General features: G+C 43.0%; 1 protein-coding gene. It reads left to right on the plus strand.

Annotated elements, in window-relative coordinates; genetic code table 11:
* Positions 1-228, plus strand: a 228-nt coding sequence (locus ACVCZW_RS00025) for a hypothetical protein (RefSeq protein ID WP_452231278.1), incomplete at both ends; no start/stop codon positions are given.

Here is a 228-nt window from a genome sequence, read left to right on the forward strand (position 1 = left end):
AACAGTAACTGGAACCGTATATAATGATGAAGATGGTGATGGAACACAAAACGGAACAGAAACCGGATTCACTTCTCCAGTAACTGTATTTGCAGATTTAGATGGCAATGGCGTATTAGACGCAGGAGAGCCAACAGCAACTACAGCGGCGGATGGAACGTATACTATAGAAGGAGTACCAGCAGGAACAGTAGATATCGTAGTAGATACAACTACTTTACCAACAGG

The sequence above is a fragment of the Lacinutrix sp. MEBiC02595 genome, assembly GCF_053601555.1.